Below are 25,209 nucleotides of genomic sequence, written 5' to 3'. Positions count from 1 at the left end.
AATGGTTAGGTGATCCTAAGTTAGGTAAGCCTAACCTGAGACGTCAAGGAGGTCAGAGTGCAGGTGGAGACCACGCAGGAGCAGGTGGGTGGGCCCGGCGCGGCCGAGCGGGCCCGCACGCTCGCCTACGGCATCGCGGACGGCGTGCTGGTCGCGCCGGGAGTCCCGTGCGCGCCCGTCCCGGCGCACACGACCGACCGCGACGGCCGGCCGCTGCTGCTCGTCCGGGCGGACTCGCCGATCGTCGCCGCGCTGGCGGGGGAACCGGACCTGCCCGCGACGCTGCGCCTCTCCGATGTCTCCCCCGTCGCGCTGCCCGACCGGGTCCGGGGACGGGCCTGGCTGCACGGCTGGCTCACCGAGGTTCCCGCGGGGGAACTGCGCGCCGCCGCGCTCCGGCTCTCCCGGCCGCACCCGCGTCCCGAACTGCTCGACCTCGCCGCCGGCTGCCAGGACGACCGCGAGTGGACGGTGCTCGCCCTCGAAGTCGCCCAGGTGGAGGTCCAGGACGCGTGGGGCGGCGCCACCGTCGAGCCGGAGGAGTACGCCGCCGCCGCACCGGACCCGTTCGTCGCCGTCGAGGCGGGCATACTCACCCATCTCGACTCATGTCACCGGGACGAACTGACGCATCTGCTCCCCGAAGCCGCTGTGACGGAGGACACACCGGAACCCACCGTCCGGCCGCTGGCCCTCGACCGATACGGAATGTGGCTACGGTGTTCCACCCCGCTTTCGGACGCGCCCGGATCGTTCGATCTGCGTCTCGCTTTCGGGGAACCTGTCAGTGATCTCCACCAGCTACGGTGCGTATACCGACGTCTGTTCGCTCACGCGACCCCGTAGCACCTACGGGTGCGGGTCCGGAAAATCCGTCCGGATGCCAGTGATCCCCCGGATGGTGGAACACGGTTCCCACGGGCGATGCTCAGGACTCCGGCCGTGGGACGCCGACGCGCAACGCCCGGAACGGACCTGATCGCCGGCTCGCCCTCGCGGGGTGGGTGAGCCGGCGAGGGGGACCGTACCGGACGAATGAGCATCGGCGACCCCCGGCCGGGCCGGTGGTCCGGCCGCGGTGCGAAGCACTCAGGCGGGGGGCGTGGTCCGGGCCACTGGTCGCGATTGGATATGCCCGCCCGGGGGATCGCGCCGCAGGCTGGAAGCATGACCCGACAGCAGCCGCACGACCGCGACGTCCACCCGCAGACCAGGGCCGTCCACCCGCCGGTGATCACGCCCGTCGCGAGCCGCCCGCTCGGAGTGCCGATCTACCAGGGGCACCTGTTCGGGTTCGACAGCGCCGACGCCCTCGCGAACGCCTTCGGAGCACCGGACGGGGCGTTCATGTACGCCCGCATGGGCAACCCGACCGTCCGTTCCTTCGAGCGGGCCCTCGCGGAGATGGAGGGCGGCGCCGGCGCCCACGCGACCGCGTCCGGCATGGGGGCGGTCAACGCCGTGCTGATGGCGCTGCTGCGCTCCGGCGACCACATCATCGCGCAGAGCTCCCTGTACGGCGGGACGTACGCGCTGCTGCACGACCTCGCCGACCGGTGGGGTGTCGAGCTGACCCACATCCCCGGCGACGACCCCGCCGAGGTGCGCGAGGCGCTGCGCCCGAACACCCGGCTGCTCTACCTGGAGACCATCTCCAACCCGGTCACGCATGTGACGGACATCCCGGCGTTCACCGAGGCCGTCCGTGGGACGGACGTGCTGACCGTCGTCGACAACACCTTCGCGCCACTGCTGTGCACGCCCATCGAGCACGGCGCCGACATCGTCGTGCACTCGGCGACCAAGTTCATCGGCGGGCACGGCGACATCATCGGCGGCGCCACGGTGTTCGCGGACCCGGCCGTCCACCAGCGCGTGTGGGAGCACGCGACCGAGCTCGGTGCCACCGCCGACCCGTTCGCCGCGTGGCTCGCCATCCGCGGGCTCGCCACCCTGCCGATGCGCGTCGCCCGGCAGAGCGCGAGCGCCCTGGACCTCGCCCGCCGCCTCGCCGCGCACCCGGCCGTGGCGCGCGTCCACTACCCCGGGCTGCCCGACCATCCGCAGCACGAGTTGGCGCGCCACCTGCTGCCGGACGGAAGCGGCGGAGTCCTGGCGTTCGATCCCGCCGGCGGACGGGAGGCCGGGCGCGTGTTCAGCGAGGCGGTCCAGCTCGTCACGCTCGGCCCGTCGCTCGGCGCCGCCGCCACGCTCCTCATGCACCCGGCCAGCACGTCCCACCGGCAGCTGGACGCCGCGTCCCTCGCCGCCGCCGGCGTCGGCGAGGGCACGGTCCGGCTCTCGGTGGGCCTGGAGCACCCGGACGACCTGTGGGCCGACATCGAGCAGGCCCTCGCAGTGTTGACGAGTCCCGGCCCAACGGCTCGCCTGGCGGCTCGCCCTTGATCGTGCCTGGGCGAGCGCGACATCGCTTCGCGATCTTCCCGGTGAGGCTCGCCTCCGGCGTCGCCTCACCGGTCAGGTTGCGCGCTCACGCTGCGGCTGGGGCGACCTGAAACAGACCCTGTCCCTCTTACAACTGTCACCCTTACAGATAGAAGCCGGTGGCGGTGGTCGGGGTTCCGTTGCCCTCGGGGCGCTTCTCGCCCTTGCGGAGCGCGGCCAGCTCCGCCAGGGTCGCCCCGTCCGGGCCGATCTCGTCCGCGGGGCCGCCGTCCGCCGACGCGTCCGGCTCGGCCAGCCACGCCGTCGCCTCGTCCCTGGTGAGTGGGCCGACCTCGATCTGCGCGAGGCACCGCCCGGGACGCACGACGGCCGGGTGCAGCATCGCGAGGTCCTCGTTGGTGGTGATGGCCACCAGCACGTCCCGGCCCTGCCCGAGCATCCCGTCGGTGAGGTTGAGCAGCCGCGACAGGCCCTGGCCCGTCGACTGCTTGGCCTCGCCGCGGATCAGCTCGTCGCAGTCCTCCAGGATGAGCAGCCGCCAGCGGCGGTTCTCGTCTTCGTCGTCACCGACCGCGACCTCCATCAGATAGCTGGGCGTGCCGAACAGCGCCTCGGGGTCCAGCACGCAGTCGGCCTGGCACCAGCCGTTCCACGCCCGGGCGAGAGCGCGCAACGCGGTGGTCTTGCCGGTACCGGGCGGACCGTGCAGCAGCAGGAGCCGCCCCGACACCTCCTCGCGGGTGAGGTTCATCACCTCGTCCAGCGCGTCCGCGACCGGCGCGGTGTAGTTGCGGCGGATGTCGGCCCACGAGTCGGCGGAGATGGCGCGCTCGGTACGGACCGGCCCGTGCGAGCCCATGTGCCAGAAGCCCATCTCGACGTTGGTCTCATCGGTCTTCGGCGGCTCCGTCGCGTCCTTGACCGACTCCTCCAGCACGCTCTCGGCCAGCTCATCGGACACCGCGGACACCGCGAGGTAGGCGGCGCCGTTCTTCCACCGGTTCGTCAGCAGCGTCCAGCCGTCGCCCTCGGCCAGCACCGACTCCTTGCCCTTCTCATGCGCGACCCGCACCAGCCGCGCCCCGTCCGGGCGGAGCGGCGCGTCCGCGCGGACGTGGTCGAGCCGGGTGGACCGCGACCACGGCTGCTCGCCGGACGCGAAGGGACGCAGCGACAGCACGTCCATCACGTCGGCGGGCGAATTGTTGTCGCTGAGGTTGAAGACCACGGGCACGGGCGAGCCCGCCTCGATATCGGTCACGCTCTCCCGAGGCTCGATGAGGTGCAGGACGTCCTGCGGCATGGTCATGACACCGATGATCAGGCTCGTCGGCGGACGGCGTCCACCGATTTAGCCGGTCAGGAACCGGTCGCCCCGGACTCCCGCGCCGTCTTGCGGGCCTCGGCCTCCGCCAGGTCCATCTTCTCGGCCTCGCCCGGCGTCGGGGCAGATCCGCCCAGGTAGGCGGGCTGCCACCAGGTCTCGTTCGCACGCGGGACGTCGGGGTACTCGCGCTGCGCCTTCTCCAGCAGCTCCGACATCGCGGCCCGCAGGTCCGCGGTGACCTGGTCGTAGTCGTCGCCGCGCTTGGGGTACAGCGGCTCGCCGACGAGCACCGCCACCGGCACGTTGCGCTGGAGGAGCCGACGCTTGCGACCCTTCGTCCACAACCGCTGCGGGCCCCAGATCGCGACCGGGATCAGCGGCACCTTGCCCGCCACCGCCATCCGCACCGCGCCGCTCTTGATCTCCTTCACCGTGAACGAGCGGCTGATCGTCGCCTCGGCGAACACACCGACGATTTCCCCGCTCTTGAGCGCCTTCAGCGCCGCCGCGTAGGACGAGGCGCCCGCGTCCCGGTCCACCGGGATGTGATGCATCCCGCGCATCAGCGGTCCGCCGACCCGGTTGTCGAAGATCTCCTTCTTGGCCATGAACCGCACCAGCCGCCCGGCCGGGTGCGCGGCGAGGCCCGCGAAGATGAAGTCCAGGTAGCTGACGTGATTGCTGACCAGCACCGCGCCGCCGGTCCGGGGGATCTGGTCGGTCCCCTCCAGACGAACCCTGATGTTCAGGGCCTTGAACACTCCGAGAGCCGTCTTGATCACCGGCGGGTACACGATTTCGGACATGGAAGCACCGTACTTGAGCCGCCCCTGATCAGCGAGCAGGGTGCAGGATCGCGATGGATCACACAACCGGCCGGAACTCTGAGAAGGTTGGGGGGTGACGTGATCGGTGAAAGGGGATGAGCATGGAACCGTTGGACGCCGCGGCGGACGTGCACGCGCTCATCCGTGACGTGCTCCCGGACCTCGCGCCCAGCGCCTGGTTCGACTCTGGAACCTCGGAGGTGGTGCTGCCCGTCGGGAGATCGGAGGCGCGCGCCTCCAGCTGGACGGTCCTCGAACGCTGCGCCCGCGAGCCGCGCTCGGCCTGGCCGAAGGTCGTGGACGAGTGGGTCCGCGAGGTCGGCGACCGCGCGTTCCTCGCCGTCGGCGAGATGGAACTGTTCGGCGACGTCCGCGAACTCCTGCGGCTGCGGATCGTCCCGAAGCTCGCCCCCCGCGACCGGGAGGGCCTGGTGGTGGTGCCCGCGGGCGACCACTTCGACGCGATGGTGATGATCGAGCACCCCCGCTACGGCGGCCCGCTCACCAAGGCCCGCGCCGGGCTGCTCGGCCTCCGCAAGCTCGGCTACGTGATGACCAACACCCACGACCGCGAACTGGCCGACGTCGCCGTCCGCGACCAACCACTGCTGCCGGGACGCAACGTCCGCGTGGTGACCAAGCCGGGCAGCCGGTACGTCTCGGCGCTGCTCAGCGAGGTCGACCAGTTCCTGCCGGGCCCGAACCGGCATGGCGCGCTGGTCGGCGTCCCATGCCACAGCACGCTCCTGCTCTACCCCATCACCTCGACCGCCGTCCGCGACGTCCTCCCGGTCTTCGCCGACGTCGTCCGGGAAATGCACGAGGCCGCCGACGACCCCTGCGCCCCCGGCGTCTACTGGAGCCACGGCGAGCGCCGCCTCACCCCCCTCCCCGCCACCACACCCCTCGAAGGCTCCGACGAGTTCGCAGCCCTCCTCCGCCGCCTGCCCAGCGACTGAGCTCTGTTTTTGCCTGGGGGCGCCCCCCCCAGACCCCCGGCTGCGCGGCTCGCCACCTCCTCGCTTCGCTGGCGCTCGCTACGGGGGCGCGGCGCGCCGGGCATACCCGCTCCGCGTGCCTGTCCCGTAGTCGCCGGCTGGGGTTCGACCCTGCCGGGGTCCGGTTCAGGCCGGTGGCTGGGTTCAATCTGCCGGGGCGGGTCCAAGCGTCTGCTGAGCTTCAAGCTTGCAGTGGTTGGACTGCTACGGCAGCTTCCAGTCGACTGGGTGGGCGCCTTGTTGTTCTAGGAGTTGGTTGGCGCGGGTGAAGGGGCGGGAGCCGAAGAAGCCGCTGTCGGCCGAGTAGGGGCTCGGGTGCGGGGACTCGATGCAGGGGACGTCGCCGAGCATCGGTCTGAGGTTGCGGGCGTTGCGGCCCCAGAGGATGGCGACGAGGGGGCGGCCGCGGGCGGCGAGGGCACGGATGGCCTGTTCGGTGACCTCTTCCCAGCCCTTGTCGCGGTGGGAGTTCGGTTTGCCCGGCATGACGGTGAGGGCGCGGTTGAGGAGCAGGACGCCCTGCTCGGCCCAGGGGGTGAGGTCGCCGTTGGAGGGCAGCGGGTGGCCGAGGTCGTCGCAGTACTCGCGGAAAATGTTGATCAGGCTGGCCGGGAGCGGGCGGACGTCCGGGGCGACCGAGAAGCTGAGGCCGACCGGGTGGCCGGGCGTCGGGTAGGGGTCCTGCCCGACGATCAGCACGCGCACCTCGTCGAACGGCTGGGTGAAGGCCCGTAGGACGAGGTTTCCGGCGGGGAGGTAGCGGCGTCCGGCGGCGACTTCGGCGCGCAGCCAGTCGCCCGCGGCGGCGATCGTCCCGGCGACGGGGCCCAGCGCCGTCGCCCAGCCCGCCTCGACGATCTCCGTGAGTGGTCGTGCGGTCATGGCCCACCACCCTAACGAGATGATCTTGTGAGCGTTCCTTGATCACGATTGTGAAGTTATCTGACCACTAGAGGCCGGAAGAGTGGCAGAAATTTTCAAGGTCATCCGAAATTAGCGGATTAACCGGGTGAAACGCCTCGTTAAGTCGACGTTACTTCTGGCCGCGATCGTTGACCCTCCGGGGCATCACCGCATAACACGTAGAAAGGTAGGAGAGCAGCAAATCGACCAGACGGGATGAGAATGAGTCAGCTGACCACCGTGGACGCCGCCTTCCTCAACGCCGAGACCGGCACCACGCTCGCGCACATCGCGGGGCTCGGCGTCCTCGACGCGGCCTGCTGCCCCGGTGGGCGGCTCACCGCGGGGCAGGTGGCCGAGCTGATCGGAGCCCGCGCCCACCTGGCGCCGCGTCCACTGCGGCAGCGGCTCGTCCAGGTGCCGCTGGGCCTGGACCATCCCTACTGGGAAGACGACCCGGACTTCGACCCGGCGCGTCACGTCTACGAGGTCGAGCTGCCGCCGCCGGGGGACGAGTCCCAGCTCGCCGACATGGTGGCGCTGCTGCACGAGCAGCCGCTCGACCGGTCGCGTCCGCTGTGGGAGATGGCCGTGATCCAGGGGCTGGAGGGCGGGCGGACGGCGATCTACGTCAAGGTGCACCACGCCGCCGTCGACGGAGTGATGGCCGCCGAGACGCTCGCCGCGCTGCTGGATCTGTCACCCGAACCGCGTGATCTGCCCGCCGACGAGGCCACGCCTGCGCGCGCCCCCGGGACGGCCAACATGGTCGGTGCGGGACTGCTGAAGGCGGTGACGCATCCCGTCCGGACGGCCCTGTCTATGGCGCGTACTGCCCCGCACATGGACGAGATCCCGGGTGTCTCGTCCCTCCCGGGCGTGGGGTTGGTGTCGTCGGTCGTGCAAGGTGCGCTGGGACGCGAGGACGTCCCGCGCGGGCCTCGGCTGAGCGCGCCGCCCACCCCGTTCAACCGGCCGATCGGGCCGCACCGCGCGGTCGCCTGCGGCAGGTTGCCGCTGGCGCAGATCAAGGAGATCCGGCGGGCCCTCGGCGGCAGCGTCAACGACGTGGTCATGGCGCTGTGCGCGACGGCGCTGCGCCAATGGCTGGACAAGCGCGGCGACCTGCCGGACGGCCCGCTCGTCGCCGGCGTGCCGGTGTCGCTGCGCCGGGGTGTGACCTCCGGCGAGGGGAACCAGGTGTCGATCATGACCGCGCCGCTGGCCACCCACGTGCCCGACCCGGCGGACCGCTACGCGACGGTGCGCCGCGACATGGACCTGGTCAAGCGCCGGTTCGCGACGTCCTCGGGAGCCTGGGTGCGGGAGCTCAGCGGGCTCGTCCCCGCGCCTCTCGCCGGGCCGGCCACCCGGCTCGCGCTGCACGCGGCCCCGTCCCTGGCGCTGCGGCCGCTCAACCTGGTCGTCTCGAACGTGCCGGGCCCGCAGTTCCCGCTGTACCTGTGCGGCGCCCGGGTGCTCGCCTACTACCCGCTCTCGCTCGTCACCGATCTCAGCGGCGGCCTCAACATCACCGTGTTCTCCTACGACGGCACGATGGACGTCGGCATCGTCACCTGCCGCGACCTCGTCCCCGACCCAGCGGAGATCGTCGACCATCTCCTGGACGCCCTGGACGAGCTGAGGTCCCTCACCCGGGAGTGATCCCCAGCGCCGCCCGGTGCCGCCAGGCCAGCCGGAGCGCCGCGGCGCCGGCGGGCTGCATGGGCTCGGGCACGGTTCCATCGAACGGCGCCCGGGACACCGTCCCCTCGTCGTTGACGGCGACGAGGCCGCCGAAGAACGTCTCGAACGCCGCGTCGTCGCACACCACGACGGTGAGCAGGTCGAGCGCGAGCGTCAGCGGATCGACGCCGAGCCCGAGGAAGAAGGCGCGGACGGTCCCGGCGGTCCGGGCGGCGGTCAGGTCCCGGTGGAACGGCCACTCGTCCTGGACGAAGTCCGGGCCGTAGTCCTCGCCCGTCCCGAGGAACTCCTCGGCGTACTCGCGCACCATGCACCGCCACAGGTCGAGATCGCGGCGGCCGCCGTTCAGCGGCTGGAACACCCCGACGGGCATGACCTGGTGAAGGCCGCCCGCGTGCGCGACCTTCGCCGGGTCGCGCCAGTGCAGGACGTAGGACCCGGACGCCGTGACGGTCACCGTGGTGATCGCGGTCAGCGCCGTCCGCCGGCCGAGGTCGCAGGGATCGCCGATCCGCTCGCGCAGCGGCAGGCCGCCCGTGCCGGCGGCCAGTTCGTGGGCCACGGACTCGCCGACGTTGACGCCGTCGAAGTAGCGGGCCGGCCCGAACCGCAGGACGGGCGGCGCCGCGTCGAGCAGACGGTAGCTCGGCCGGTCCTCGAAGACCGCGGGCGGGGCGAGGGCCGCCATGGCGCCGGCGTACGTCCGGTGATCGCCGGGGAGCCCGTCGGGCGGGTCGGCGACGGCGGACGGAACGGGGGCGGCGTCCCACTCCAGCTGGACGTCCTCCAGGGGGAGCGGTGCTGCCGGGACCCAGCCCTCCCGGCACAGCAGCGGCGTGTCCGCGACGCGCGGCACGCCCGGGTACAGATCGGTCGCGATCCGTCCGAGCCGATCACGTCCGGCATTCAGCACGGCCCGCCCGTCCCGCCACTCCCGCTCAGTGATCCCCATGCCGGCCACCCTAGGACGCCGTCGCCTCCGGGACTTCCAGATTTGACAAATGGCTTTGCCGTTCCTGCAATATGCACATGGACACGATGGAGGACGTGCTCGCCGGTGTCGGGCCGAGGCTCCGGCGGCTGCGGCAGGAGCGGAATGTGACGTTGGTCGCGCTCGCCGAGGCGACCGGGATCTCGGTCAGCACCCTGTCCCGGCTGGAGTCGGGCAAGCGGCGGCCGAGTCTGGAACTGCTGCTCCCGCTCGCGCAGGCACATCAGGTGGAACTGGACGAATTGGTCGGCGCCCCGGCGGTGGGCGACCCGCGGATCCGGCCGCGGCCGCAGCGGCGCAACGACATGATCGTGCTGCCGCTGACCCGGCGCCCCGGCGGCGTTCAGGCGTTCAAGATGATCGTCCCGGAGCGGACCGAGAGCGACCCGCGGACCCACGAGGGCTATGACTGGCTGTACGTCCTGAACGGGCGGCTCCGGCTGATCCTCGCCGGGCGCGACATGGTGCTGGAGCCCGGCGAGGCCGCCGAGTTCGACACCCGGCTACCGCACTGGTTCAGCGGCGCGGGCGGGCCGGTCGAGTTGCTCAGCCTGTTCGGGCCGCAGGGCGAGCGGTTGCACCTGCGTGCTGGGCCCCGCCGTAAGTGACATGAGTTAGTTACCTGTGCAAACCGCCCAGAACTCCCCGGCGTCGCGTCGCCGGACTCGACGCGGTGCACCGGTGCGACGCCTCCCCAGGGATGCTGGCGTCCTCCACCGTCTTGCAAGTGCTGGTCTGTTCCTGCGCACCCGTCGCCTGGTCCGCCGCCGGTCCGCGGCGGACCCGGCCGCCGGCTGACTACGGACGCAGCTCCAGCGTGCAGCACTTCGGCCCGCCGCCGGCCTTGCGCAGCTCCGACAGATCGACCGGAACCGGCTCGTACCCGTGCCCGCGCAGCGTGCCGATCAGTTCCACCGCCTCGGCGTTGAGCACGACGTTGCGCCCGTCGCACACCGCGTTGAGCCCGAGCACCGCCGCGTCCCGCTCTCCGGCGAGGACCGCGTCCGGGAAGAGCCGCTCCAGCACCGCGCGGCTCCCCGGTGAGAACGCGCCGGGGTAGTACGCCACGTTCTGGCCACCGAGGGGGAACAGCGCCGTGTCCAGGTGGTAGAAGCGCGGGTCGACCAGCCGCAGCGTCACCACGGGCCGCCCGAGGAACTCCTGCGCCTCCTGATGGGCCGCGATGTCCGTCCGGAAGCCCGTCCCCGCGAGGATCACGTGGTCCATCGTGAGGAAGTCGCCCTCACCCTCGTTGGTGTGCTCCGCCTCCAGCACCTCGGCGAACCCGTTGTCCCTCAGCCATCCCGTGTAGGCGGGCCCTTCGGCCTGCCGCTGCGGATGCGTGAACCGCGCCCCATAGACACGTCCGCCGACGACCAGAGCGCCGTTCGCCGCGAACACCATGTCGGGTAGCCCCGCGATCGGATCGATCAGGCTCACCTCATGCCCCAGCGCGGCGTACGCGGCCCGTAGCGCTTCCCACTGCTCCGCGGCCCGACCCGCGTCGGCCCCGGCCGCCGGGTCCATCCACGGGTTGATCGCGTAGGTGACGGCGAAGTGCTCGGGACGGCACATCAGGTAGTGCCGCCGCAGCGCGGTCCGTGCGGGGACGGTGCTCGGCTCGACTGCCGGCATGACGGACATATGTGTCTCCAGGGGTGTCCGAAGAGGAGAGGAACCATTCGCAAGCCTAGGAACAGGACCCCCGCGATCCAATGCTTCAATCTTGCACTGGCCTAGCATTTCGTTGCGTATTCCCGCCACTTCACGACGTTTCGTTGCACGCGGGGTCGCCGTTGCCGGGTCGCGAACGTGGCCCCGCGATGAGCGACGTCGGAGGCGCGCAGATCCCGTGCCCACGTGGACCCGAGACCTTCCGTCCCGGTGACCTTGAGGTGTCTGGCGGAAGCCCCGGGGTCGTCAACCTGACCTGGTGGGGTGGCGGTTCTCGCGCGCCCTCCCCTCCGTCACCTGAGCCTCTCGAACACCGGCCGTATTGCCTCGCGTCCTTTATTGCTGAGACTGGTCAGCCGGTTCTCGGCTGGTTGCTCCGCCCTGTGATCACCTGTGAATCGAGGGTAAGCAAATCGGTGCAGAAACGGTTCGCGCCGCCATTATCTGCGAGTGTAAAAATTGGACTGTTTAGGGAGGAGTCAGCTGACCCGGGCATGGGTACCGTAGCTCCAAGCCATGCTCCCGACAGTGGTGACGACCATGTGAAACGTTGTGCTCTGCTCCCCTTACCAGCCGCTCGCGCGGACTGAAAGGCGATCTTTCCGCGCCTAGTGTCATTACCCATTTGTGCACGCTATTCGGCGTGCCCGCACAAAGGAAGAGATCATGCAGGCCAGGCGGATTCTGTTCGTGTTGCTCGCGCCCTTCGCGACGGCCTTGGCCGTGGTTCCCACAGGGCCGGCGATGGCCGATTCAGTGATCACGTCCAGCTTCGACACGATGGAGCCGCGTCCGGGTAGTACGGTGAACTTGAAGGTGACCTTCACAAATCCGGAGAACGTCGATGTCATGTTCACCTACCTGACGGTGAACCAGACCTACGAGACCCTGACAGACCGCACGAAGTACAAATTGGGGAACTGTACCGGCGAGATCAGTGACTGCAACCACTACACAACCCCGATCCCTCCCGGCGCGACGCGTACCATGACGCAGGCCATCGAGGTCGAGGCGGACTCTCCCTGCGGGCCGAACATTCGCCTCGGGCTCTTCTTCTACAGTTACCGGGAGTCCGCCGCCGGCGCGGTCGATCTCCTGGCGTACTCACCCGTCGCGACCGTCCTCTGTTGACGTCCACACGATGGCCTGGCATGACCGGCCGACGGGGCGGGGCGGCCGTCCTGGTGGAGGCGCGGTTCCGGTCCGCACCGTCCGCCGCCGAAACGGGCCGGTCGGTCATCCGATCGTGCCCCCACGGTTCGCCTGCCCACGGTCACCCGCGGGGGAGGCGTGTCCGCCGGGGCGGACACGCCGCCGGGGTCAGAGGTTGATCATGTGGCCGGCGAGGCCGTGGACGGCCTCCTTGACGGCCTCGCCCAGGGTGGGGTGGGCATGGATGTTGCGGGCCACCTCGTGGACGGTGAGGTCCCACTGCTGCGCCAGGGTGAGCTGGGGGAGCAGCTCGGTGACCTCCGGGCCGATCAGGTGGGCGCCGAGGATCTCGCCGTACTTGGCGTCGCTGATCACCTTGACGAAGCCGTCGCCCTCGCCCATGCCGAGCGCCTTGCCGTTGGCGCTGTAGGGGAACTTGGCGGTCTTGACGTCGAAGCCCTGCTCCTTGGCCTGCGCCTCCGTCCAGCCGAAGCTCGCGACCTGCGGCTGGCAGTACGTGGCGCGGGGGATCATCACGTAGTCGAGCTCCATCGTCTCGGCGTCGGCGATGGTCTCGGCGGCGACGATGCCCATGGCCTCGGCGGCGTGCGCGAGCATCAGCTTGGCGGTGACGTCGCCGATGGCGTAGATGTGCGGGACGGACGTACGGCAGCGGCCGTCCACGTCGATCGCCCCGCGGTCGGTCAGCGCGACGCCGGTCTTCTCCAGGCCATAGCCGTCCACGTTCGGCGCGAAGCCGATCGCCTGGAGCACCTTGTCGGCCTCGATGACCTGCTGGGCGCCGTCCTTGCCGGTGACGGTGACCTTGACCTTCTCGCCCGAGTCGTCGATCGCGTCCACGCGGGTGGAGGTCAGGACGTCCACGCCGAGCTTGCGGTAGCGCTTGGCCAGCTCCTTGGAGACGTCCGCGTCCTCGTTCGGGACCATCCGGTCGAGGAACTCGACGATCGTGACCTTCACGCCGTAGTTGTGCAGGACGTACGCGAACTCCACGCCGATGGCGCCCGCGCCCGCGATGACGATGCTCTCCGGCAGCTCCGAGCTGAGGATCTGCTCCTCGTAGGTGACGACCCGCTCGGACAGGGACGTGCCGGGCAGCAGCTTGGTGTGCGCACCGGCGGCGATGATGCAGTTGTCGAACGTCACCGTCTCACCGGAACCGTCCGGCCGGGCGACCTGGAGGGTGTTCGGATCGGTGAACGTCCCGCGCCCGTCGAAGGACGTGATCTTGTTCTTCTTCATCAGGAACTGGACGCCCTTGACGAGCTTGTCCGAGACCTGGCGGCTGCGCTGGTACGCCGCGCCGTAGTCGAAGGTCACCTGCCCCTCGACCGTGATCCCGTACGTCTTCTGCTCCTGGGTGAAGATGTGCGCCAGCTCGGCGTTGCGCAGCAGCGCCTTCGAGGGGATGCAGCCGACGTTGAGGCACACCCCGCCCCAGTACCTCTCCTCGATGATCGCCGTCTTCAGCCCGAGTTGCGCCGCCCGGATCGCGGCGACATATCCACCCGGGCCCGCGCCCAGGACCACGACGTCAAAGTGTTCGCTCATATCCATGGACGATATTCGGCGGCGGCCGGTGCTCGCATCCCGGACCGGTGCCGGCGCCTTCCCGGGGCCCCGTCCCGGGGTACGACCGGTGGGCGCTTCGGGTCGCCGGTCACATCCTGTTAAGGTTTCGAGCGGTCTCCCGCCGGTGAGTCTCTGCGGGAGGAAGGGTGGCGCGCGTGCGGCGCGCCCCGCCGGGCGATGCGCGAGGTCCCCGGCGGCCCAGGCCCGGGTGGGCGGCGTGGCGTCCGACGAAAGCAGCGCCGTTCCCGGACAACAGTGCCGTCCAGAGCACGGCACTCCAGAACATGGCGCCGTCCGGAACACCGGGCCCCGGTGTGATCGTTGTCGGCAGATCGGCCCGTTCCGTCATGAGGGAAAGCGGAGGAGAAGGCGAGTGAGGATCCCCAAGCGCGTCAACGCCGTCCTGGACTGGATGGAGAAGCACTTCGTCGCGCTCGCGGTGGTCGTCGCGCTGGTCGCCGTGGCCCTGGTGGCCACGCTCGCGCCGCCGATCGTCGGGCTGCCGGTCGCCGGGTTCATCCTCGGGCTCGCCGCCGGCGGGTTCCTCGTGCACGTCCGGATGAGCCGGCGCGTGGCCCGCGTCCGCGCCGACGTGGACGATCTGCTCCGCGAGAACGGCGCGCTGCGGCACCGCAACACCGTCCTCGCCAGCGGGGTGATCACGCGGGAGGCGCAGGAGACGCAGGCGCTCGTCGCCATCCCCGAGGACGAGGACCTCCCGGACGGCGACCCGCAGCGCACCGCCCACCTGCCCGAACTGACCGACGAGCTCCTGGACGGCGCCGTCGCGGGGGCGGAGGTCGCCGGGGCGGAGTACGAGGCCGGCGAGGAGGACGAGGACACCGCGAAGACCCGCCGCAGGGCGTAGCCGCCAGTGACCGCCGGGCTACCCTGACGTTACCTTCGCTGATCTTCGGGCAAACCGGAACCCGGAGGTGGCGGATGAACGCTGATTCCGGTGCGGATCGGGAATCGGGCCAGGCGGGCATCGACCTCGAGAAGGACGAGGCGGACCTGCCGGCGGCGCACAGGGCCGTCCGGCCGTCATCGCGTCAGCGATGGGCAACTGCATCGAGTGGTTCGACTTCGGCGTGTTCAGCGCCGGGGTCATGACCTCGATCATCGGGACGGTGTTCTACCCGCCCGGGGAGTCCGGCAGCGCCAGCCTCCGCTCGTTTCGCGCTGATCGCCGCGGCCTCCGGAAACCGCTGCTCCTCACCGCGGCCGTTCTGGTGGGGTCGCCGATAAAGACGACGGACTCCAACTACATCCCGGCGTAGTACCTGATCTTGGTGGCGATCGTGGCGGTTTTCCCGATCGTCATGATCCCGGAGACGGCCCGGGTGCCGATCGACAAGATCGGAACCAGGGAGGCTCCGGAGCCCGCGGGTTCCGGAGCGCGCTCCTGAGCCGTCCGAGCCGAAAGCTGCTGGTGGGGCCGCTGTCAGCGCGAGGTGAACAATCCATTCGGGGTTTTCTCGTCCGTCCGCTATCGCGCTTAGGTTGGACTTGTGTGGCGCAATGGCAAAGAAGAGGTGAGGGTGATCGCCCGTTGCGATCAAGCGATTACCGTGTGTAGCCTCACCGATGGCAAGGCGATCGGCCGCAATGGAAGCGCATCGTCGAACAATGGTGCTTTCTCCTTTGCCTCCTACTCGTCTTTCGTGCGGCACATTCCTAGAAGAACCGGCGATGAATCGGTGGTGTGGACGTGACGGAACAGCAGTTGAGCCTCGGTACCACGGCGGCACGGAACCTGGCGACCACGACCAAGTCCGTGCCCCAGATGCAGGGCATCACCTCCCGATGGCTCCTGAAACTGCTGCCCTGGGTCCAGGCGTCCGGTGGTGCCTACCGGGTCAACCGGCGGCTCACCTACACGGTCGGTGACGGCCGGGTGACGTTCGTGACCACCGGTGCCGACGTCCGGGTCATCCCCCGCGAACTGGGCGAACTGCCGCCACTGCGCGGCTATGACGACGACCTTGCGCTCGACGCCCTCGCCGGCCGCTTCACCCAGCACGAGTACGAGCCCGGTGACGTCATCGTCGAGCAGGGCCGCCCCATTGACCAGGTCATCCTCGTGGTGCACGGCAAGCTCAGCCAGGTCGGCGCCGGCGAGTTCGGCACCGAGGCGGTGCACGGGACGCTCGCCGACGGCGACTTCTTCGGCGAGCGCACCCTCGTGGGCGGCGACGAGCCCGGCGAGTGGGAGCACACGGTCAAGGCCGTGACGGCGGTCACGATTCTCAGCATGAGCGAAGCCGACTTCCAGGAGACCCTCGGCCAGTCCAGCTCGCTCCAGGCGCACCTGGAAGAGTTCCGCAACAGCCCCGAGCGCGCCGTGAACCCGCACGGCGAGGCTGCGATCGAGCTCGCGTCCGGGCACGTCGGCGAGCCCGTCCTACCGGGAACGTTCGTCGACTACGAGAGCTCCCCGCGCGAGTACGAGCTGAGCGTCGCCCAGACCGTCCTGCGCGTCCACACGCGCGTCGCCGACCTCTACAACGAGCCGATGGACCAGGTCGAGCAGCAGCTCCGGCTGACCATCGAGGCGCTGCGCGAGCGCCAGGAGAACGAGCTCATCAACAACCGCGACTTCGGGCTCCTGCACAACACCGACCTGTCGCAGCGCGTCCACACCCGCAGCGGCCCGCCCACCCCCGACGACATGGACGAGCTGCTCACCCTCGTCTGGAAGGATCCCGCGTTCTTCCTCGCCCACCCGAAGGCCATCGCCGCGTTCGGGCGCGAGTGCAGCGCCCGCGGCATCTACCCCGAGAGCGTGGACGTCGGCGGCAACAAGGTCCCGGCCTGGCGCGGCGTACCGATCTTCCCCTGCAACAAGATCCCCGTCAGCCAGACCAAGACCAGCTCGATCCTGCTGATGCGCACCGGCGAGTCGTCCCAGGGCGTCATCGGCCTCCACCAGATCGGGCTGCCCGACGAGTACCAGCCCGGGCTGTCGGTCCGCTTTATGGGCATCGACGACAAGGCGCTCCTGTCCTACCTGGTCAGCGCCTACTACTCGGCCGCCGTGCTCGTTCCCGACGCGCTGGGGATGCTGGAGTCCGTCGAGATCGCGCACGGTGGAGCGGTGTAGTGCAACCGTTCGAGCTCCCCGGGTTCTATATGCCGCACCCGGCGCGGCTGAACCCGCATGTCGACCGTGCCCGCGAGCACTCGCGGGCGTGGTCCCATGACGTGGGCATTCTCGGCCCGGACGACACCGGCCCCGAGGTATGGGATGAGAACGACTACGACGCCCACGACTACGCCCTGCTTACCGCGTACACGCACCCGGAAGCCCCCGCCTCCCTCCTGGACCTGGTGACCGACTGGTACGTGTGGGTGTTCTACTTCGACGACCATTTCCTGGAGAGGTACAAGCGGCCCCGCGATCTCGCCGGCGCCACGGAGTACCTCGCGCGGCTCCCCGCCTTCATGCCCGTGGAGGCGGGGGCCGCCCCCTTCAGCGAAGCCACCAACCCGGTGGAACGCGGTCTCGCCGACCTCTGGACACGAACGGTTCCGCTCATGTCGCGGGAGTGGCGCGAGCGGTTCGCCGAAAGCACCCACAACCTGCTGCAAGAGTCGCTGTGGGAACTCGCCAACATAACCGACGAACGCGTCCCCAACCCGATCGACTACATCCACATGCGGCGCAGGGTCGGCGGCGCGCCCTGGTCGGCCGACCTGGTGGAGGTCGCGGTCGGGGCCGAGGTCCCGGCGGACGTGGTGGGCTCTCGTCCGCTGCGGGTGCTGAAGGACACGTTCGCCGACGCCGTCCACCTGCGCAACGACATCTTCTCCTACCAGCGCGAGACCGAGCACGAGGGCGAGATCAACAACGGCGTCCTGGTGATGGAGCGGTTCCTGGCCACCGAGCCGCAGCGGGCCGCCGAGATCACCAACGACCTCCTGACCTCGCGCATGCAGCAGTTCGAGAACACCGTGGTCACCGAGCTTCCGCTGCTGTTCGAGGAACGGAGCCTGGACCCCGCCGCCCGGCTCGACGTGCTGCGCTACGCCCGGGGCCTCCAGGACTGGCAGTCCGGCGGGCACCAGTGGCACCTGCGGTCCGGCCGCTACATGAACGAGGGGGCCGTCACCGGCTCCGGGCTCGTCCCGTCCGGGCTGCCGGCGCCGGCGGGGCTGCTCGGGCTCGGCGCGTCGGCGGTGCGGCTCCGATCGCTGACCCGCCCGCCCGGCCCCGCCCCCGCCGAGCCGTTCGACCTCCCGGAGCCGACGTCGCCCGATCCGGCACTGCTCAACCCGCGCCTCGCGCCCCTGCGCAGGCACGCCGCCACGTGGGCCCGGGAGATGGGCATGGTGGGCGACGACGCCCCCGGCCCGTGGACGCCCGACGTGTTCGCCGCCGCCGACTACCCGATGTTCGCCGCCCTGACCCACCCCCACGCGTCCTGGCCCGAGCTGGAGCTGATCAACGACTGGAACATCTGGATCTTCCACTTCGACGACTTCTTCGTCGACCGCTTCAAGCGCCCGCACGACTTCCTGGGCGCCAAGGCGTACCTGACCCGCCTGCGAGGGCTGACGACCGGACAACCCGCGGAGTCCGCGGCGGCGGGCGCGGGCAACGCCGTTGAGCGCGGCCTGATCGATCTCTGGGCGCGTACCGGTGAGGCCATGCCGGGTGACCGCGCCGAGTTCGCCGACGCGCTTTGGGAGTTACTGGAGAGCTCCCTGTGGGAACTGGCGGGCCGCGTCCAGAACCGCGTCCCCGATCCCGTCGACCACATCGAGATGCGCCGCAAGACCAGCGGCACCGCGCTGTCGACCGGCCTCCTGCGGTACGGGCTCGGAGCGGGTGTCCCCGCCGGGGTCATGGAGTCGGGGGCGATCCGGTCCCTGCACGACACGTTCGGCGACATCGTCGGGCTCCGCAACGACCTGCTGTCCTACCGCAAGGAGGTCGAGCACGAAGGCGAGCTCACCAACGCCGTCGTCGCCGTCCAGCGGTTCCTCGGCTCCGGCACGGGCCGGGCCGCCGCAATCGTGGCCGACCTGATCGACTCGCGCGTCCGGCAGTTCGCCCGCATCGTCGACTCCGAACTCCCGATCGTGGCCGCCGAGCACGACCTGGACGCCGCGGCGCGCGGCGCCCTGGCCCGGTACGTCGAGGGACTGCGTCTGTGGATGGCCGGCGACCTGCGCTGGTCCACCACGACCGGCCGCTACCGCACCCCGCCGCCGTCCATGCCCACGGGCGGGACCACGGCCCCACCCGCGGACGCGTCCCGCGTACCCACCACCCGGCTCCTGCTCGGCCCCACCGGGCTGGGCACCTCGGCCGCCCGCCTGGGACCGCCCCGCCAACCGATCCACGGAGGTAGCCGCCCATGACCGAACAGCAGTTGAGCCTCAGTACGCAGGCGGCGCGCAACCTCGCGACGACGACCAAGTCCGTCCCGCAGATGCGGGGTATCACGCCGCGGTGGCTGCTGACGCTGCTGCCCTGGGTCCGCGCCGACGCGGGCACCTACCGGGTCAACCGCAGGCTGACCTACCAGGTCGGCGACGGGCGGGTGTCGTTCGTCAACGACGGCGCCGACGTGCGCGTGGTCCCGCCCGAGCTCGCCGAACTGCCCGCCCTGCGCGGCCTCGACGACGCGGGCGTCCTGGACGTGCTCGCCGGGCGGTTCGTCCAGCGCCAGTACGAGCCCGGCGAGGCGATCGTGCAGGCGGGCTGGCCGGTCGACCAGCTCTTCCTGATCGCGCACGGCAAGGTGGCGCAGACCGGCGGCGGGGAGTTCGACGACGCCGTCGAGCTCGACGTCCTCGACGGCGGGCACTTCCTCGGTGACCAGGCGCTGCTCGGCGCGTCCGGCGAATGGGAGTACACCTACCGCGCCGTCACCCCCTGCACGGTCCTGTCGCTCTCCCAGGAGGCGATCGGCGAACTGACCGGCCGCTACGACGCCCTGCGCGCGCACCTGGAGGAGTACCGCGACGCGCCCGTCCCGCCGCAGACCCGGCACGGCGAGGCGGCGATCGACCTGGCGGCCGGTCACGACGGCGAACCCGTCCTGCCGAGCACGTTCGTCGACTACGAGGCGTCCCCCCGCGAGTACGAGCTGGCCGTCACACAGACGCTCCTGCGCGTCCACACCCGCGTCGCCGACCTGTACAGCAATCCGATGAACCAGCTGGAGCAGCAGCTCCGGCTCGTCACCGAAGAGGTCAAGGAGCGGCAGGAGCACGAGCTGATCAACAACCGTGACTTCGGCCTGCTGCACAACTGCGATCTGCGGCACCGCATCCAGACCCGCGGCGGCCCGCCCACCCCCTACGACATGGACGGGCTGCTCGCCCGGCGCCGCAAGACACGGCTCTTCCTCGCCCACCCGAAGACGATCGCCGCGTTCGGCCGCGAGTGCACCCGGCGCGGCGTGTACCTCTCCGGCGTCGAGCTGGACGGCCGGCGCGTCCCGGCCTGGCGCGGCGTGCCCATCTATCCCTGCGACAAGATTCCGATCAGCCCGACCGGGACCAGCTCGATCCTGGCGATGCGCACCGGCGAGGACGACCAGGGGGTCATCGGCCTGCGCCGGACCGGCATCCCCGACGAGGTCCAGCCCGGCCTGTCGGTGCGCTTCACCGGTATCGACGACCGGGCGATCGCGACCTACCAGGTCAGCGCCTACTACTCCGCCGCCGTGCTGGTGCCCGATGCCCTCGGCGTCATGGAGAACGTCGAGATCGCCCGCTGACGACGTCGAGCCGACCCGCTGACGAGAGGGACGACATGCCCGTGGAGACCTCCGCCCGCTCCGGCCGGGAGATCCTCGCCTGGAGCCGCAGCCTGGTCGATCCCGCGTTGCGGCATTCCGTCGACGGCATGCCCGGCTCCATGCGCGGCATCGCCGCGTTCCACTTCGGCTGGCGGGACGAGCGGGGCCGCCCGTCCGCCGGGACGGGCGGCAAGGCCGTCCGGCCCGCGCTGACGCTGCTGGCGGCCGAGGCCGTCGGCGGGACCGCGGATGCCGCCCTGCCCGCCGCCGTCGCGGTCGAGCTGGCGCACAACTTCTCGCTCCTGCACGACGACGTGATGGACGGAGACCTCACCCGCCGGCACCGGCCGACCGCCTGGGCCGTGTTCGGAAGGAACGCCGCGATCCTCGCCGGGGACGCGCTGCTGGCCGGCGCCGTCGAGGCGCTGGCCGGCGGGTGCGCCCCCGCCGCCGGCGTCCGCGTGCTGAGCCGCGCCGTCCTCGACCTGGTGGAGGGGCAGTGCGCCGACGTCGCGTTCGAGGGCCGCACCGACGTCACGCTCGACGAGTGCCTGGTCATGGCGGGTCGCAAGACCGGCGCGCTGCTCGGCGGGGCCTGCGCGCTCGGCGCCGTCCACGGCGGCGCGGATCCCGCCCGGACCGCCCGGTACCGGGCGTTCGGTGAGCGGGTCGGATTGGCGTTCCAGCTCGTGGACGACCTGCTCGGCATCTGGGGCGACCCCGAGGTGACCGGCAAGCCCGTGCACAGCGACCTGCGCAACCGCAAGAAGTCGCTACCGGTGGTCGCGGCCCTCACCTCCGGAACCCCCGCGGGCGACGAACTCGCCGCGCTCTACCTGCGCGACACCCCGCTCACCGGTGACGAGCCCGAACGCGCCGCCGAACTGATCGGCGCGGCGGGCGGCCGCACCTGGGCGTCCGCCCGGGCGGACATCCTGCTGGCCGAGGGGCTGGCCGAACTGGACGCCGGCGAACCCGAGCCGACCGCGGCCGCGGAACTGCGGACGCTCGCCCACCTCATGACCCACCGCGACCACTGACGTCCGGTGGCGGCACCAGGATGCTCGCGCGGCACTCCGAAGGTCTCGTGATCGATAATATGTTCGAGTAGAGTGTCGTGCCGTGCAGGCGAACCCGGCGGGGCGTACCCGCGAACACGTGCCGTTCCTGTGTCCGCAGGGCCACCGGCTGGAGCCCGGCCGGGTCATCGTCGGCTGGTCGCCGTGCATGTGCCCGCCGTGCTCGGGGCGCGGGCGGGGCCTGCGCGGGCACCGCACGTATCTGTGCCTGGACTGTCGTGACGAGCACGTGACGAGCAAGTGCTACCGGCCGCACCATGTCCCGTCCGAGGGCAACGACTACCGCTGGCCGTGACCGGTGCGGCGGGGGTCAGTACGGCAGGGCACGGCCGGACGGCGTCCTCAGGTCGAGGTTCACGGGTCTTGCACGTCGGACGGTGGCGAGTTTGCGGATTCGGATACGAGCCTGGCGTTCCATGGCGTCCTCCTTGGTGTGCTGTACGGCACGGTTGCCCTGATTCGCCTAACTTCACGGTCGCGGATGCCTCCGACACCGCACATCCCGCCGTGGGGGGTTGTGCATCCGACTTCGGGGCAGAGCCTTTCGGCGCAGGCCAACGGACCCATGTACGCCCAGTGCGTCAGGGAACGGCCCCCGTGAAAGCGGGCGCCGTTCCTCTGCGAAGGCGGCGGTTCAGTAGGACAGGCCGTGTCCGTACGGGTAGAGGCCGGCGATGGTGACGGGGAGGCGGCCGCCGGGCTGCCTGCCGAAGACGACCTCGGCGGCCGCCTTGTGCATGGTCAGATCGACGCGCTGGATCCGGGCGGTCGTCCCATACGTAGCGATGTAGCCCTTGACGTCCGGGTAGGCGGCGATGTCGTAGGGAAGGCCGATGCCGATCGCGGCGACGGGCTTTCCGGTGGCCAGCAGGGCGCGGACGAGCTTCGCCTGTCCGGCGGGCAGCCCCCCGGAGGAGTAGGTGGCGACGAGGATACGGTCGGCGTCCGCGGCACGGTGGACGGCCTCGGCGATCTCGGCGTCGGTCGGTGCGGGGGTCGCGGACTGCCAACGTGTCACCGGGCCGTCGGACGCGTCGTCCACGGCCTGCGCGAACGGCTCGACCTGTGCTGCGCCCGCGACGAGCGTCCGCGCGTCCGACTCGGGGTCGAACGGCAGCACGCCGCCCTCGTTCTTGACGAGGGTGGTGCCGGCGACGCCCATGGCGAGGGCACGGCGCTGGAACGTGGCGTTCCCCGAGACGCGCTCCGCCGCGCGAGGGTCGACGTACCGGTGGCCGAACACGTCGTACCTGCACTTCAACGCGAGGACGCGGCGCACCGATTCGTCCACCCGCGTCCTGGACAGCTTGCCGTTGCGGAGGGCGTCGAGCAGCGCCTCCACCGCGTCCACGTGCGTGGAGTACTCGCCGGTGGACATGATGACGTCCGCGCCCGCGTTCACCGCCATCACCGTGGCCTCGCGGGTGCCCCAGTTCTTGGCGATCGCGTCCATGTCCATGGCGTCGGTGACGATGAGGCCCGTGAAGCCCATCTCGTTCCGGAGGACCCCGGTCAGCACCTTCGGGGAGAGGGTGGCGGGCAGATCCGGGTCGACGGCCTTCACGACGACGTGCGCGGTCATGATCGAGTCGACGCCGGCGGCGATGGCGGCCTGGAACGGCGGCAGGTGGACGCGGTCCAGGGTCGCACGGTCGTACTCCACGCTGGGCAGCCCGAGGTGGCTGTCGGTCTTGGTGTCGCCATGGCCGGGGAAGTGCTTGGGCGTCGCGATGAGGCCGGCGCGGCGGTAGGCGCGCACCTGCGTCTCGACGAGTTCCCGGACGAGGTCCGTGCGCTCCCCGAACGAGCGGACGCCGATGATGGGGTTCGCCGGGTTGGTGTTGACGTCGGCGTCCGGCGCGTAGTTCCAGTGGAAGCCCATCGCGCGGGCCTCGGCCGCGGTGATGGCGGCCGCCTCCCGCGCGTACCGGGGGTCGCGCGCCGCGCCGAGGCCCATCGCGTTGGGGAGCGGCGTGGTGCCCTCGCGGACGTTGTGGGTCGTCCCGAACTCGAAGTCGCCCGACATCAGCAGCGGGAGGCCCAGCCGCGTGTCCTGCGCCCACCGCTGCACCTGGTTGGAGTAGCGGGCGGCGAGGCCCGGCGTCCGCGGCTCGGACGTGATGACCGAGCCGATCTTCAGGTCCTGGAGGGAGCGGCGCGTCTCCTCGTCGGGCATGCCGTCCGGCCCGTCATGCGTCACCGCCATGACCATCTGGCCGACCTTCTCCTCGTCGGTCATCGCGGCGAGGTGGGCGCCGGCGTCGCATCGCCGCGCGCCGGGCGGCGCTCCCGCCGGTGCCTGCGCGTGGGCGCCGGCCACGGGCGCCAGCGCGAGTCCGAGTGCCGCGGTCGTGATGCCGGACACCACGGTCCGCCGTCCGATCCTCATCCCGCCTCCAAAACCGGTTGCCTTGTGGTCTAGACCAGTTGATGGAGCCCGCGAAATCAAGGGAGAAACCTGCCAAGATCAGCTGGACGCCCGTGCACGGACGGGGCGGCCCGGCGGGTCAGCCCTTGATCTGCGTCCATGCCTGGGCCCAGCGGGAGTACTCCACGCATTCGCTGCCCCGGTCGTCGCCGCAGTCCTTCACCGGCGTCCGCCAGAACGCCAGGCGCTTGTAGAACGCCGGGTCGCCGACGTGGTAGGTCGAGCAGAAGCCCTTCGCGGTGTACGCGCACGCCTTCGGGTTGGCCGGGGCCTCACCGAACCACTGCGCGACCTGGGCCTGCACCCGCGGGGTGGTGATCCAGCTCATCCACTTGTACATGCAGTTGGGGTGCTTCGCCCGGGACGAGATCATCCACGTGTCGGACCATCCGGTGGCGCCCTCGGACGGGATGGTGGTGGCGACCGGCGCCTTCTCCGTCATCGCCAGGTTGGCGGTCACCTGCCAGGCCGTCCCGGCGTAGTTGTCGGCGCTCTTGAACGACTGGAGTTCGTCCAGATAGTTCGCCCAGTACTGGTTGACGTTGGGGCGCTGCCGTTTGAGCAGGTCGACCGCGGCGTCGAACTGCTCGCCGTCCAGGGCGTAGACGTCGTCGATCTTCAGGTCGGGCCGGTGCGCCCGGAGGTAGAGTGCCGCGTCCGCGATGTAGATCGGGGAGTCGTAGGCGACGACGTGCCCGGCGGCGGGGGAGTCTCTCTCCCAGACGACGTCCCAGGATGTGGGACGCTGCTGGAGCTTGTCGGTGCGGTACATCAGCATGTTCGCGCCGTAGCCGTGCGGGACGCCGTACATCTGGCCCTTGACGGAGTTGTAGGGCTGGTTCTTCAGGTACGGGGCGATGTCGTCGTATCCGCCGAGCAGGCCTGTGTTGACCGGGGCGACGGTGCCGCCGTAGACCAGCCGCAGGCTCGCGTCGCCGGAGGCGGACACGCCGTCATAACGGCCCGTCTTCATCAGGGCGACCATCGAGTCGGACGTGTCGGCGACCTTCGCCTGGACGCGGCAGCCGGTGGCCCTGGTGAACGGTGTGACCCAGTCGACCCTCTTGTCGTTCGACCCGTTCTCGGCGTAGCCCGCCCACACGACGAGGTCGAGCCGGCCCTCCCCGGCGCCGACGTCCTGCTGCATCGGGACTTCGGGCAGGACGGCCTCGTCGTCGGATCCGTCGCTGCAACCGCCCACCACGGTGCCCGCGGCCGCCAGCGCGCACGCGGCGAAGGCGAGTTTCGGGCGGGTGCCGCGCACTGCCCGGGGCACGCTCGGATGCCTTTTCGGCTCTAGTGTTCTCCCAATTTCGGACACCGGTACCGTGCTCCGCTTTCGTGTACGAGCCATCACGGAGAAGGATGG

The 25,209-nt window shown here is 70.7% G+C and carries 22 protein-coding genes; 14 read left to right on the top strand and 8 right to left on the bottom strand.

Annotated elements, in window-relative coordinates:
- Positions 1-57: 57 nt before the first annotated feature.
- Both AMA02S_RS05825 and AMA02S_RS05820 read left to right on the top strand, forming a co-directional pair.
- Positions 58-846: a DUF2470 domain-containing protein gene (locus AMA02S_RS05825; protein ID WP_245667370.1), complete on the top strand. Its 789-nt coding sequence runs from the start codon at positions 58-60 to the stop codon at positions 844-846.
- Between the two features lie 321 nt (positions 847-1,167).
- A complete protein-coding gene (locus tag AMA02S_RS05820; protein ID WP_067452751.1) occupies positions 1,168-2,406 on the top strand; it encodes a trans-sulfuration enzyme family protein in 1,239 nt (412 codons plus the stop codon).
- 142 nt (positions 2,407-2,548) lie between these two features.
- On the opposite strand, the gene AMA02S_RS05815 is transcribed toward AMA02S_RS05820, so the two are convergent.
- Together AMA02S_RS05815 and AMA02S_RS05810 are read right to left on the bottom strand one after the other, a co-directional pair.
- Positions 2,549-3,715 (bottom strand): DUF5925 domain-containing protein, encoded by a 1,167-nt coding sequence (locus tag AMA02S_RS05815; RefSeq protein WP_084264695.1) that lies wholly within the window; start codon positions 3,713-3,715, stop codon positions 2,549-2,551.
- 50 nt (positions 3,716-3,765) lie between these two features.
- A complete protein-coding gene (locus AMA02S_RS05810; RefSeq protein ID WP_067452748.1) occupies positions 3,766-4,539 on the bottom strand; it encodes a lysophospholipid acyltransferase family protein in 774 nt (257 codons plus the stop codon).
- 122 nt (positions 4,540-4,661) lie between these two features.
- Between AMA02S_RS05810 and AMA02S_RS05805 the strand changes: the two genes are divergently transcribed.
- Complete coding sequence (locus AMA02S_RS05805; protein ID WP_245667369.1) at positions 4,662-5,519, top strand: hypothetical protein; 858 nt, start codon at positions 4,662-4,664, stop codon at positions 5,517-5,519.
- 243 nt (positions 5,520-5,762) lie between these two features.
- On the opposite strand, the gene AMA02S_RS05800 is transcribed toward AMA02S_RS05805, so the two are convergent.
- On the bottom strand, positions 5,763-6,440 hold the full coding sequence (locus AMA02S_RS05800; RefSeq protein WP_067452742.1) for a uracil-DNA glycosylase: 678 nt from the start codon (positions 6,438-6,440) through the stop codon (positions 5,763-5,765).
- 243 nt (positions 6,441-6,683) lie between these two features.
- Between AMA02S_RS05800 and AMA02S_RS05795 the strand changes: the two genes are divergently transcribed.
- The gene (locus tag AMA02S_RS05795) at positions 6,684-8,126 is read left to right on the top strand and encodes a WS/DGAT/MGAT family O-acyltransferase (RefSeq protein ID WP_067452740.1); all 1,443 of its coding nucleotides are present in this window, start codon (positions 6,684-6,686) and stop codon (positions 8,124-8,126) included.
- Here AMA02S_RS05795 and AMA02S_RS05790 read toward each other — a convergent pair.
- The gene (locus tag AMA02S_RS05790) at positions 8,113-9,120 is read right to left on the bottom strand and encodes a hypothetical protein (RefSeq protein WP_067452737.1); all 1,008 of its coding nucleotides are present in this window, start codon (positions 9,118-9,120) and stop codon (positions 8,113-8,115) included. The two genes, AMA02S_RS05795 and AMA02S_RS05790, sit on opposite strands and share 14 nt — an antisense overlap.
- Positions 9,121-9,197: 77 nt before the next feature.
- Here AMA02S_RS05790 and AMA02S_RS05785 point away from each other — a divergent pair, with 77 nt between their 5' ends.
- A complete protein-coding gene (locus AMA02S_RS05785; RefSeq protein ID WP_067453908.1) occupies positions 9,198-9,767 on the top strand; it encodes a helix-turn-helix domain-containing protein in 570 nt (189 codons plus the stop codon).
- 190 nt (positions 9,768-9,957) lie between these two features.
- Here the strand turns inward: AMA02S_RS05785 and ddaH are convergent, their stop codons facing one another.
- Positions 9,958-10,794 carry a dimethylargininase gene (ddaH, locus tag AMA02S_RS05780; protein WP_067453905.1) on the bottom strand — a complete coding sequence of 279 codons (837 nt, stop codon included), beginning with the start codon at positions 10,792-10,794 and terminating at the stop codon, positions 9,958-9,960.
- 705 nt (positions 10,795-11,499) lie between these two features.
- On the opposite strand from ddaH, the gene AMA02S_RS05775 reads away from it, so the two are divergent.
- A complete protein-coding gene (locus AMA02S_RS05775; RefSeq protein ID WP_067452735.1) occupies positions 11,500-11,964 on the top strand; it encodes a COG1361 family protein in 465 nt (154 codons plus the stop codon).
- A 189-nt stretch (positions 11,965-12,153) separates the two neighbouring features.
- Here the strand turns inward: AMA02S_RS05775 and lpdA are convergent, their stop codons facing one another.
- Positions 12,154-13,557: a dihydrolipoyl dehydrogenase gene (gene lpdA, locus AMA02S_RS05770; RefSeq protein WP_067452732.1), complete on the bottom strand. Its 1,404-nt coding sequence runs from the start codon at positions 13,555-13,557 to the stop codon at positions 12,154-12,156.
- Between the two features lie 394 nt (positions 13,558-13,951).
- Between lpdA and AMA02S_RS05765 the strand changes: the two genes are divergently transcribed.
- The 8 genes from AMA02S_RS05765 (at position 13,952) to AMA02S_RS05735 (ending at position 21,707) form a co-directional block, all read left to right on the top strand.
- Positions 13,952-14,446 (top strand): hypothetical protein, encoded by a 495-nt coding sequence (locus AMA02S_RS05765; RefSeq protein ID WP_067452729.1) that lies wholly within the window; start codon positions 13,952-13,954, stop codon positions 14,444-14,446.
- 190 nt (positions 14,447-14,636) lie between these two features.
- Positions 14,637-14,858, top strand: a complete 222-nt coding sequence (locus tag AMA02S_RS05760) for a hypothetical protein (protein ID WP_067452726.1) — start codon at positions 14,637-14,639, stop codon at positions 14,856-14,858.
- Positions 14,859-15,089: 231 nt separating this feature from the next.
- Complete coding sequence (locus AMA02S_RS41380) at positions 15,090-15,293, top strand: hypothetical protein (RefSeq protein WP_157430407.1); 204 nt, start codon at positions 15,090-15,092, stop codon at positions 15,291-15,293.
- Entirely contained in the window at positions 15,290-16,681 is a 1,392-nt protein-coding gene (locus tag AMA02S_RS05755; RefSeq protein WP_067453902.1) for a family 2B encapsulin nanocompartment shell protein, read from the top strand. The genes AMA02S_RS41380 and AMA02S_RS05755 overlap by 4 nt, the downstream gene beginning before the upstream one ends.
- Complete coding sequence (locus AMA02S_RS05750; protein ID WP_174550933.1) at positions 16,681-18,945, top strand: terpene synthase family protein; 2,265 nt, start codon at positions 16,681-16,683, stop codon at positions 18,943-18,945. Before AMA02S_RS05755 ends, AMA02S_RS05750 begins: the two co-directional genes overlap by 1 nt.
- A complete protein-coding gene (locus AMA02S_RS05745) occupies positions 18,942-20,312 on the top strand; it encodes a family 2B encapsulin nanocompartment shell protein (protein WP_067452723.1) in 1,371 nt (456 codons plus the stop codon). The genes AMA02S_RS05750 and AMA02S_RS05745 overlap by 4 nt, the downstream gene beginning before the upstream one ends.
- A 35-nt stretch (positions 20,313-20,347) precedes the next feature.
- Positions 20,348-21,373, top strand: coding sequence for a family 2 encapsulin nanocompartment cargo protein polyprenyl transferase (locus tag AMA02S_RS05740; RefSeq protein WP_067452722.1), 1,026 nt, complete (start codon positions 20,348-20,350; stop codon positions 21,371-21,373).
- Between the two features lie 82 nt (positions 21,374-21,455).
- Positions 21,456-21,707: a hypothetical protein gene (locus AMA02S_RS05735; protein ID WP_067452719.1), complete on the top strand. Its 252-nt coding sequence runs from the start codon at positions 21,456-21,458 to the stop codon at positions 21,705-21,707.
- Between the two features lie 339 nt (positions 21,708-22,046).
- On the opposite strand, the gene AMA02S_RS05730 is transcribed toward AMA02S_RS05735, so the two are convergent.
- Positions 22,047-23,801, bottom strand: coding sequence for a glycoside hydrolase family 3 protein (locus AMA02S_RS05730; protein ID WP_067452716.1), 1,755 nt, complete (start codon positions 23,799-23,801; stop codon positions 22,047-22,049).
- A 118-nt stretch (positions 23,802-23,919) separates the two neighbouring features.
- Positions 23,920-25,116, bottom strand: coding sequence for an extracellular solute-binding protein (locus AMA02S_RS05725; protein WP_067452713.1), 1,197 nt, complete (start codon positions 25,114-25,116; stop codon positions 23,920-23,922).
- Between the last annotated feature and the right edge of the window lie 93 nt (positions 25,117-25,209).

The organism is Actinomadura macra NBRC 14102, from assembly GCF_001552215.1.
Taxonomy (GTDB): Bacteria; Actinomycetota; Actinomycetes; order Streptosporangiales; family Streptosporangiaceae; genus Spirillospora; species Spirillospora macra.
Note: the sequence above shows the minus strand (reverse complement) of the source record. Positions and strands in the feature narration are given on the sequence as shown.

Excerpts from the sequence above, each read along its gene's own strand:
- AMA02S_RS05730 (WP_067452716.1), bottom strand. The coding sequence starts at position 23,801 with ATGAGGATCGGACGGCGGACCGTGGTGTCCGGCATCACGACCGCGGCA.
- AMA02S_RS05790 (WP_067452737.1), bottom strand. The coding sequence starts at position 9,120 with ATGGGGATCACTGAGCGGGAGTGGCGGGACGGGCGGGCCGTGCTGAAT.
- AMA02S_RS05815 (WP_084264695.1), bottom strand. The coding sequence starts at position 3,715 with ATGACCATGCCGCAGGACGTCCTGCACCTCATCGAGCCTCGGGAGAGC.
- ddaH (WP_067453905.1), bottom strand. The coding sequence starts at position 10,794 with ATGCCGGCAGTCGAGCCGAGCACCGTCCCCGCACGGACCGCGCTGCGG.
- AMA02S_RS05795 (WP_067452740.1), top strand. The coding sequence starts at position 6,684 with ATGAGTCAGCTGACCACCGTGGACGCCGCCTTCCTCAACGCCGAGACC.
- AMA02S_RS05775 (WP_067452735.1), top strand. The coding sequence starts at position 11,500 with ATGCAGGCCAGGCGGATTCTGTTCGTGTTGCTCGCGCCCTTCGCGACG.
- AMA02S_RS05800 (WP_067452742.1), bottom strand. The coding sequence starts at position 6,440 with ATGACCGCACGACCACTCACGGAGATCGTCGAGGCGGGCTGGGCGACG.
- lpdA (WP_067452732.1), bottom strand. The coding sequence starts at position 13,557 with ATGAGCGAACACTTTGACGTCGTGGTCCTGGGCGCGGGCCCGGGTGGA.
- AMA02S_RS05785 (WP_067453908.1), top strand. The coding sequence starts at position 9,198 with ATGGACACGATGGAGGACGTGCTCGCCGGTGTCGGGCCGAGGCTCCGG.
- AMA02S_RS05820 (WP_067452751.1), top strand. The coding sequence starts at position 1,168 with ATGACCCGACAGCAGCCGCACGACCGCGACGTCCACCCGCAGACCAGG.
- AMA02S_RS05740 (WP_067452722.1), top strand. The coding sequence starts at position 20,348 with ATGCCCGTGGAGACCTCCGCCCGCTCCGGCCGGGAGATCCTCGCCTGG.
- AMA02S_RS05745 (WP_067452723.1), top strand. The coding sequence starts at position 18,942 with ATGACCGAACAGCAGTTGAGCCTCAGTACGCAGGCGGCGCGCAACCTC.
- AMA02S_RS05805 (WP_245667369.1), top strand. The coding sequence starts at position 4,662 with ATGGAACCGTTGGACGCCGCGGCGGACGTGCACGCGCTCATCCGTGAC.
- AMA02S_RS05810 (WP_067452748.1), bottom strand. The coding sequence starts at position 4,539 with ATGTCCGAAATCGTGTACCCGCCGGTGATCAAGACGGCTCTCGGAGTG.
- AMA02S_RS05760 (WP_067452726.1), top strand. The coding sequence starts at position 14,637 with ATGGGCAACTGCATCGAGTGGTTCGACTTCGGCGTGTTCAGCGCCGGG.